Genomic DNA, 9,433 nt, shown 5'->3' on the forward strand with positions numbered 1-9,433 from the left:
GAGGGTGGCGGCGAGTCCGAGGGCTGGTGCCCAGCGGTCCTTGGTGCGTGCGGCGACGAGCCAGATCAGTCCGACGGTGGCGGCGATCGACGGGCTGGGACGGTCGGGGCCGATGGCCAGGACGAGCCCCGCGCCGACGGCGACGGCGACGAGGAGCAGCACCAGATGGACCGAGGCCTGGTTCTGATCGTCGTCGATGGGCGGTCGGGTCCAGAGCGCCACGACGATGGCGAAGGTGGCCAGGGTCAGCAGCGGTATGAGGGACGCGGGTCGGATCTGTTCCGTGCCCAGCGCGAACGTGTTGTCGTCGTCCCGGCTGAGGCCGGCGAGCACCGCACCCACCAGCGTGACCGCGACACCGGCCGGACCGGGGGTGCCCCTGCCGTCCTCGGTGAACCACACGACGCGTCTGGCTGGTTGCGAGCGCACCAACACGATCAGAGCAAGCATGCCAATACTGCCCACCGCAAGCGATGCAAGCAGCCCGAGGACAGGGTACTGGGTGCTGCCGGGCAGCCCCGCCAGACGTAGTCGTACCAGCGCACCGACTGCGGCAAGCAGATAGACGGAGCCGACCAACGGCACCGCAAGCCGGGCGACGCTGGCGAAGGCCGGCTCGTGTCGCGAGAGCGGACGGTCTGCGACCACAACGGCGACAACGCCTCGTAGTGTGATCCATCCCGCCACCGTAATGATCAGAACCAGAGGGAATGTCGGAGGTAGATCGAGATCTGATCGGTGTCGATGCAGTGCGATGGAAAGCAGATACAGGACCAAGGCGGGCGGAAAGGCGATCAGACCGCTATATATCCATGGTCGAGCCCTGCGAAGATATGACCAGATTCTCGACACGGCTGCCGGCGGCGGCGGGTCGGGGAGGGGCCATCCTGAAGGTGAGTCATCTCTCACGCGAGCCCGCTCAGAAGTATGAGCAGGAAAAGCAGGCCGAAGGAAACTACTGCGGCGGCAAGTGCAACGGTATCTTCCCTACGAATCCGGTCTGACCTGGGCTGGGAAGAGGTGTCTTCCCGATCGTCTTTTTGTGCGACAGGGGTGCTTGTATTCTCCAACTGGCCAGAGGCGTGTAGGAAAACTTTCCCAGCCTCTCGTTGGGATTCTGGCAGGATTGGATTGGTCTGTCTGGCGAGCACGTTCGCCGGTGGGGCAGCGGCCAGCAGGTCCTGCAGCATTCTGACGTCTACTCGCAGGGAGTCCTTCTCCCCGGCGAGGCGTTTGTTCTTCTCTTCCGCTCTCAGTGCGCGCTGTTCGAATTCCGCGAGACATTCGGTTGCCTGATCGGTTTTGGTTTCCAGCTCCTTGCGGCTTTTGGCCCACTGGTTCTGTGAGATGATCCACTGCCGCTGCAGGGCGGTGTTGTTCTGGGCCACGTCGTCGCGGGTTTTCGCCAGTTCGGTGATCTGGTCCTGTAGTGCTTGTTGGGTTTTCTGTGCGGCGGTTTTCAGTGCGATGACCTGTTGGTTGTGGTCGTCGACGAGAGAACGCCTTATATTCTCGGCTTGCTGTCTCTGTAGGACGGCGTTGGTCTGAACTGCTTCGTCGCGTGTCCTCGTCAGTTCGGCGATCTCACGCTGTAGTGCGTCCTGGGCTGCCTGTGCGGCGGTTTTCAGTGCGGTGATCTGGTGGTTGTGGTTGTCGTTGAGGGTGCGTTTGAGGTCTTCGGTGCCGGGTGTGGGTGTGAATCCTTCGGCCCAGGAGAGGAGGTCGTCGAGGGTGTTGATTCCTGCTTTTTCGAGGAGGGTGGACCAGGTGGCGGGGTCGGGGGAGTTGGTGTAGGCGCGGACGAGGTTCGCGATGGTGATGAGCTGTGGGGAGTGCTGGGGGTAGCTGGCGAGGTCGGCGTAGCCGTCGGAGTGGGGTTGTCCGTTGGGGAGCAGGAAGGTGATGCGGACGCCGGAGTGCTGGGCTGGTTCGCTGGTGGAGAAGCTCCAGTCCGGGCTGGCCCAGTCGCGCAGGATGTCGCGGGCGGCGATGAGGAGCAGGGCGGGGTCGTGGGTGTGGCCGGTGATGGCCAGGGGTGCGGAGCGGACGTCGACCAGGGCGACGATCAGGCGGGTGAGTTCTTCCTCGATGGTGCGGGAGCGGGCGGTGTGCTGTTGCCGGCGTAGTTGTTCCTGGGCCTGTTCGAGAAGGTGGTCGCGGTCGAGGGGGTAGAGCTCGCCCCACGGGCCACCTCGCCACCAGTGTGGCCAGCCCGAGGCGAGTCCGAGGGCCATGCCGGCGGCCACCTTGTCGCCGATCAGGACGTGTGTCGCCGCGGAGAGACGGTCGGTGTCGCCGTCCGGGAAGCGGTGCAGGATCATGCCGCGATCGTCCGGTGTCCTGGCGTAGCAGAAACTCGAACCGACGTGGGCGTCCTGATTGCGATATGCCGCATCGGCGAGAGTGAAAAGCTGGCTGCTGGCGAACAGGCGATCGTCCGCCGGCAGGGTGGACGCGGCCGGTCGAAACACGCCCAGCTGCTGGTCGTACAACATGATTGCCTGGTCAACGCCGTTCAGACTCTTGCCGTCCATCGGATCGTCAGCCCCCCGTGCGTACTCGCCGTGCCCAGATCATGTCAGGTCACCAGGCGAAATCTCCAGCGACCGGCGCGACCGGGGGTCTGCTTGGGCCTGCTCCAGGCATGGTCGGAGCTGGTCGGTGAGGCGCGGGCCTTCGTGCCGGGCCAACCATCAGGCGTGCGTTGCGGTGGGCCCTGGAAACGTGCGGGTTGGGGTAGAGCGGGGTGGAGTATCCTGCTGAGGCGGTACCGTTACGGGGGATGCGGTGCGTGGGGGAGTCAGCTATGCGGGGGTCCGGGACGGGATATCGCGGGATGCCGGGTGCGGTCGGTGGGTTCGTCCGCTCGCCGGTCCACGGTATGGGGCAGTTCATGCTGTGGTTGTCCACGGCGAACCTGAAAGTTCTTGAGCGGTTTCCGTCCGACCGGCCAAAATACGTCGGTCTTGGCAGCGCGGTGTTCATCACCTCCGCCATGGCGGCCATCTCCAGTGGTTTCGCCCTGCGGATGGGGCTGGATCTGCCGATCGTGGCGTGCGTCGTCCTCGGGTTGCTGTGGGGCTGCGCCATCATGGGGTTCGACCGGTGGCTGCTGGCGACGGCGGGGCGGTCGAACATCTGGATGCTGCTGCCCCGAGCGGCGCTGGCGTTCCTCATCGGGCTGGTGGTGTCGACCCCGTTCGTCCTGCGCATCTTCCAGCCGGAGATCCTGCAGCAGGTCGCGCTGATCCAGGCCGAGGCCGCGACCGGCCAGCAGGAGAACTGGAGCGATCCGAACAATCCCATCGTGCGTCGCATCGGCCAGCTGAGCGAGGACATCACCCGGCAGACCGTCCTGGTCAACACCGATGGTGGTGCCAGCGTCGAGAACGACGAGACGGTGCGTTCCCTGGTCGCGAAGCTGAACCCGGCCATCGACCCGGTGAGGACCTACAACCGGTACCAGGAACAGGTCAACTGCGAGGAGTCCGGCAGCACCGACTGCGGTGACGGGGTCGGCTCGGGGCGCCCCGGCAACGGTTTCCGCACCGAACGGGCGAAGCAGCGCGCTGACGACTACTACCGCAACTACGTGCAACCCCTGGAAACCCAGCTGGCCACGGCTCGGCAGAACGCGGCGAAGGCGCTGCCCGCCCGGCAGACGAAGGCCGTGCAGGACGCGAAGGACCAGATCGCCCAGGACCAGAAGGAACTCGCTCCGCTGGTCGAGCAGCGTGACCGGCTGCGCAACGCGTTCGAGACGACGAACCGGGAGAACACCGGTCTGCTGATCCGCATGCAGGCCCTCGGTGATCTCACCGAACACAACTCGACGATGCGCACCACGCACTACACCCTGCTGGCGTTCATCACCGCCATCGACTGCCTGCCGATCCTGTTCAAACTGTTCATGCTGCTGGGCCACCGAAACCGCTACGAGGAGGGCCTGGAGGCCGAGGAACGCGAGCATCTGGCGATCTCCCGCCAGCACAGCCGCCGCCTGCGCGCCGAGCAGACGATCTACCAGACGGACACGCTGCGCGAGGTCCAGGCCGCCCGGGACGAACGCGACGAGGCGATCGAGGAGCTGGCCCGCCGCACCGTGCGCGACCAGGTCGAGATCGCCGAGCGCGCGCTCGAGCGGTGGAAGCACGAGGAGATGGACCGGGTCGAGCACGACCCGAACTACCGCGACAGCACGCCGTCGCCCGTCCCGAGCGTGCTGCCCGCCTACCAGCGGCAGGTGGGCGCCGACGACGTGCTCGGCCCACCCCAGCCGCGGCAGTGGCCCCCGGTCGGTCACGCCCGCAACGACCGACGCCTCGGACGTCGCCAGTCCGACCGCGACCCGGCCCGGGCACAGCCATCCGACGATGACGAGCCCACCGTGGTCCACCATGGCGCCGCGGATGGACCGTCCCACCCGACGGCAGGGCCGGGCGGTACGGCCAGGCGGGTCGATCAGAACCGGGCCGATCAGAACCGGGCCCATCCGGCGGATGACCCGGAGGAGACGATCATCGTCACGCCGCAGGGGGAGGACGCCGGTGACCTGTGGTGATGCGCGGGGCCGTCAGGAGGCGGAGCGGGTGTTCGGGCCGCTCACATAGGACCTGATCAGATCGGACCAGGTGTGGTGAACTCCGCGTGGGTGCCGGCTCTGACCGGTGCGGGGGCTCAGATACCGGCCCATGGTGTCGCGCAGGCCGTTCGGGAGGCGATGCACCCGCACGACCATCATCTCCAGCAGGTCCAGGATCTCGTCCTGCACGCCGGGCATGGTCGGCCAGCCGGTGTCGTCCAGGGAGGCGGCCAGGCCATCCATCACCCGGCCGGCGGCCTCGATGGCCTCCGGTCGGGATTCGTGGTGCTCGACCATCAGGTCGAAGTCCTCGAACAGGGCCGCCCGGTAGGTGAAGCGGTAACGGCTCGTCATCCGGGTGGCCAGCGGATGCAGCGGTCTGGCACCCAGGAGCAGGCAGGCGAAGTCGAGGTGGGCCTCCTCGTCGCCGCTGCCGGCGGTGGCCCGGCCGATCTCCTCGGCCCAGCCGGCCCGTTCCACCGGCGACAGGGTGCCGAGCACGGCCACCCGGGTGAGCCACGCCCGCAACGGCTGCCGCACCTGCTGGCCGTGCCCGGTCAGCCGGGCCAGGCGGACCGCTGCCAGCGGGTAGCGGCTGTCCCCCCACAGCGCGCGGCCGACACGGGTAAGCGCGGGGAAGTCCACCTTCACCGGCCCCCGCGGGCCCGCGACCATGTCGGCGAACGGACGGACGGCCTCGACGAGCCGTGGCGCCTCGGCGAGCCAGCCCAGCCAACCCGCCGTGTGCGCGGCCGCGGCGGGTACCCCGGCGGCCTGCGGCGCGCGTCCGGCGGCCTCGTCACGCAGGTCGTCCTCGATGGCCCGCCGGACGAGTTCGAGGGCGATCGCCGGGCCCACCGGATGCGCGGCCACCTGACCGAGCACCATCTGGTCGACCTCCACGGTGGACGTCCCGGCGAGCAGCCGGCGGCGGACCCGTTGGAGCCGCACCATCGCGGTGGTCGCCGAGACCAGCTCCCGGGCGGCCCCGGGCCGCGCCACCGGCGCGATGGTCAACGCGGGCACGTCGGCGGCCGGTGGACCGCCCAGGTCGACTGTGCCCGCTGAAGTGGGCGGCTCGACCAGGGGAGACGAGGCGGTGGGGGCGGCGGTGGGCAGGCAGGTGGCGAAGAAACCCGGGCCGGGCAGGTCGGCGAGGGTGAGCAGGGCGTGGTCCGGGTCGTCGACGGGATGGTCGGGCCGGTACGGCGCGGCGGCGAGATGCCCGACGATCCGCGCGGCGCTCAGCCCGTGGCGCCCGTGCAGGTCGAGCAGCAGCGCGTAGTACTCCGCGGCGCCCCGCGGCAGCGGTGGCAGCCGACCCGCCCGGCGCGGGCCGGGGAGCATGATCTCGGCGTCACCGGGGCGGGCCCGGTCGGTGTAGGCGAGCCGGATGCGGTGTGTGCTGCCCGCGTCCGCCCAGGTACTGGCGACCAGCCGCGCGCGCTGCCCGTACGGCAGCAGCGCGGCCACCGCGTCCAGAAACCGCAGCCGCTCGGTGATCCGTGTCGCCGGATCGGAGACGGGCGCCCCGACCAGCGCCACCGGTTGGCGGAGCAGCAGCGCGGCGATTCCCGCCGCGAGACGGAAGGTCTCGTCGTCGGCGTCGAGCGGTGCCGCGATCATGGTCGGGTCGAAGCCGGGGAACAGGTCGAGTGGGAGCGGGCCGCCCGCGCCGGAGACCGCCGCCTGCCCGCCGAGCACCGCGCTCACCGCCGGGTCCGTCCGCAGCGTGCGGTAGAGGCTCTGGTAGCTCATGGGGACGGCGGCCAGTGACGCGAACGGTGCGCACAGGTAGGCGGTCACGGACACCGGCCGGCCGGCGGCGTCGCGCAGCCGCGTCCAGTCGCAGACCGCGAGGCCCTGCACGGTCGCGCTGCCGGCCGTCGGCGCCGAGCCCGGGCGCAACGGGGCGTAGCTGATCGTCGCCCACGGCAGAGCGCCCGGTTCCGCTGCCCGTGACGGCGCCGGCGGTGTGCCGGGGACGAACCGACGCAGGATGGCGTCGTAGTCGGAGCGGCTGAAATAGGCGTCGCTCGCCCGCAGCACGCGGTAGTCGTCGGCGGACCCCGCTGTCTTGCCGTAGAGAGCCCAGCCGGCCTCGACTCGCGTCCCCACCGCCCCTATGCCCCTTCCTCGTCACCCTCGTCACCCTCGTCGGCCCGGATGCCCCGCGCCCGGGTGCCCTCCGGCGGGGGAGTTCCGCCGGGCAGGAACTTGTCGAGCCAGGAGGCGCGGGACGAGCCAGGGGCGCCACGGGTGGTGGCCGGATCGCTGCTCATCCCGCCAGCGCTGTTCATCCCGTCAGCCCGGTCCGTCCCGTCAGCCCGGTCCGTCCCATCGGCGCGGTCCGTCCCCTCGGCGGTGCGGTCGTCGTCGCGGTGCCAGGGCGCGGGTGCGCCGTAGCCGGGGGAGGTGAACGCCTCGTCCTCGGCACGTGGCGGAGGCAGCTCGGGTCCCGGCAGCGGTCTGTAGCCGGTCGGCGGGTTGGGTGCGGTGGGCGGGCCACCGCCGCCTCGGGGCCGGTCGGACGGGTCCGGCTCGGCGGGCGGCGGCGGGGTCGACCGGATCGACTCGGTCAGCCAGAGAAACGGCTCGATCACCCCGGTCGGACGTAGGTCGCCACGTATCCGCGACTGATCGCCGACCTGTTCGACATTGTCGAAATCCTGGATGCGGAACATCCCGCTGCGACCGACATAGAAACCGATCGACGAACTGGCGAAATAGCGGACCCGGCCGGGATGGAAATGCCGTTCGATGCTGCCGCGTACCTTCGGCCCGCTGCCGGCGTGGCGTCCCATGGTCTCCCGGGAACACAGATACTGGAAGAAGTCGGCGGCATCCTCGCAGGTGATGAGGGGAAGCATCGCCTCGTCGTCGCTGGCGGAGACGAAGCCGCCGTCGTAGGCGCGGTGGAAGACGCGGCGGTCATCGAGCTTGGTGATGCACACCGCGAGATAGTGCGGCAGTTTCCCGTCGGGCATCCGGCCGAGATCGTCGGCCCGTTGCAGCACCCGTTCGAGCATCGTTTCCAGATAGTGGTACGAGTCGCGGTCGCCGAGTTCCCGGATGGGGTCGAACAGGTAGACCATGCCGTCGGCGCGGGCCAGGTGGTCGATGAGTTTCTCGACGGCGTCCCCGGCCTCCGCCTCGCCCGCGAACAGATCCTCGGACGGGGGTCGGTCGGGATCCACGCCGAACACCGAGGGGTCGTACATCCGGCCGCTGACGTCCATCAGCGTGAGTTCGAACTCGATGCGGCGCGCGGGCCGACGGGCCAGCCGGCGCAGCACCCCGGCGGGCCGGGCGCGCAGCAGCCGCAGCGACAACTCCTTGGCCTCGTAGGCGGTGGGCGCGGGAAACTCACCGCGGGTGAGCTGGGCGCGGGCGCGGGCCAGGAACGTCGTGGTCGTCGGGTTGCCACTGAACAGAACCCAGTCCCGCCCGTCCCCGTCCGACTCGGACAGCGCGGTGTGCAGGCTGGCCAGCATCGTCGTCTTGCCGCTGCTGGTCGCCCCCCACAACCCGATCCGGCTCAACGTGCGATCGTCGTCGCGCCGCCCCCGCCGCCGGGTCGCACGCAGTGGCACCGTCGGTTCGCTCACCCGGGTTCACCCTTGGTCACGGCGGCGGCGACCGGATCGGTCAGGGTGGATGCTGGTTTCTCGTCTGGTTGGGCGGTTCCGTTGGAGGTGCGGTAGCTGACGATCACGATTTCTCCGTGCCCATCGGCTTCTCCGTGCCCATCGGCCTTCGGTGCTGTGCGTACCGACCAGCTGGCGCCACCGTTGACCGTCGCGCCGGGGGGGTCGGCGCCGTCGTTCCACAGGGAGATCTTCGAGAGTCCGGTGATGCCTGATGCGGCTACGGGCTCGGGGGTGTCCGCTGTCGAGGAGGGGGGCTGTGGCTGGTGCCACGGCGTCGCGCCGTGTTCTGCCTGGGGCGAGGATCCGCGCTGGGCGGAGACGAGGAAAGGTGGTGGCGACACGCCGAGTTTGGCCAGGTCGACGGGCTTGGTGTGGGCGACGAGGCCGGCGAGCACGGTGGCGAACTGCAGGGGGCTTATCCGTAGGCAGCCGGTGTCCTCTTGACAGGAGGAGCCGCTGAGGGTGTGTAGGCCGGATGCCTGGAGGACCGGTGCGGTCAGGCCTTCGTTGTTTAGCGCGGTGCCGGCTGGGCCGGTGAGTATCCATCGGTCGATCAGGGCGCGGACGGCTCCGGGCTGGGGGCTGTTGGCCGCGCCGCGGGTCAGGATGATGTTGGCCAGGCGCACCGCGCAGCCGGGTGCCGCGGTGAAGTGGGGGGTGTGGTCTTTCGGTTTGTCGAGCTTGTCGAGGTTGTCGAGGGTGATGCAGGCCCCGAATTCCTTCTGGATCGAGGCGTCGGCCGCGCCGAGTGCGAGCGCGACGTCTTTTTCGTCGCTCAGCGGATGGGCTACGGCCTGGTCGAACCGGTCCTTCCGGATCTTGTGAAATTTCATGATGCCGTCGGGGTTCTTGTTCAGTGCGTCGACGCGTAGATCGGCGAGTAGCGTCCGGGTCAGGGCGGGGCTCGCGTTCAGCAGATCAGTGATCAACTTCTCGCCGGTGGGTACCGCCATGGACCACAGTGTTGCCTCGGTGGCGCCACTCGCTGCCACATCCTGACCTGCCGCGTCGCCCGCACCCGCGGACACGGCAGTGGTGCCGGCAGCAGGGGTGTCGGTGGATTCTTTGGGAGTCGTCCGCACATCGGATTTGGGGTTGTTGTGGGCGGCCGGCGGTGCCGGGGTCGGTGGTCCTGGGACGGCTGGCGGGGGTGTGGTTCCGGTGCCGTCGGTGAGGACGAGGAGGCGTCCGTCGCTGGTGT

At 69.3% G+C, this 9,433-nt stretch carries 6 protein-coding genes; 1 reads left to right on the forward strand and 5 read right to left on the reverse strand.

Annotated features, from left to right (window positions below):
- On the reverse strand, positions 1-648 hold a 648-nt coding region (locus MXD59_RS25465; protein ID WP_248827111.1), incomplete at its 3' end, for a hypothetical protein.
- Positions 649-905: 257 nt separating this feature from the next.
- Entirely contained in the window at positions 906-2,534 is a 1,629-nt protein-coding gene (locus tag MXD59_RS25470; protein ID WP_248827112.1) for a hypothetical protein, read from the reverse strand.
- Positions 2,535-2,881: 347 nt separating this feature from the next.
- Between MXD59_RS25470 and MXD59_RS25475 the strand changes: the two genes are divergently transcribed.
- Positions 2,882-4,561: a DUF4407 domain-containing protein gene (locus MXD59_RS25475; RefSeq protein ID WP_248827113.1), complete on the forward strand. Its 1,680-nt coding sequence runs from the start codon at positions 2,882-2,884 to the stop codon at positions 4,559-4,561.
- A gap of 12 nt (positions 4,562-4,573) precedes the next feature.
- Here the strand turns inward: MXD59_RS25475 and MXD59_RS25480 are convergent, their stop codons facing one another.
- The 3 genes from MXD59_RS25480 to MXD59_RS25490 form a co-directional block, all read right to left on the reverse strand.
- Complete coding sequence (locus MXD59_RS25480) at positions 4,574-6,700, reverse strand: hypothetical protein (RefSeq protein WP_248827114.1); 2,127 nt, start codon at positions 6,698-6,700, stop codon at positions 4,574-4,576.
- Positions 6,701-6,705: 5 nt separating this feature from the next.
- Complete coding sequence (locus tag MXD59_RS25485; RefSeq protein WP_248827115.1) at positions 6,706-8,190, reverse strand: hypothetical protein; 1,485 nt, start codon at positions 8,188-8,190, stop codon at positions 6,706-6,708.
- Positions 8,187-9,433 (reverse strand): hypothetical protein (locus MXD59_RS25490; protein WP_248827116.1); only part of this gene is annotated, 1,247 nt, incomplete at its 5' end. The genes MXD59_RS25485 and MXD59_RS25490, both read right to left, overlap by 4 nt.

This window comes from Frankia umida, assembly GCF_023242945.1.
Taxonomy (GTDB): Bacteria; Actinomycetota; Actinomycetes; order Frankiales; family Frankiaceae; genus Frankia; species Frankia umida.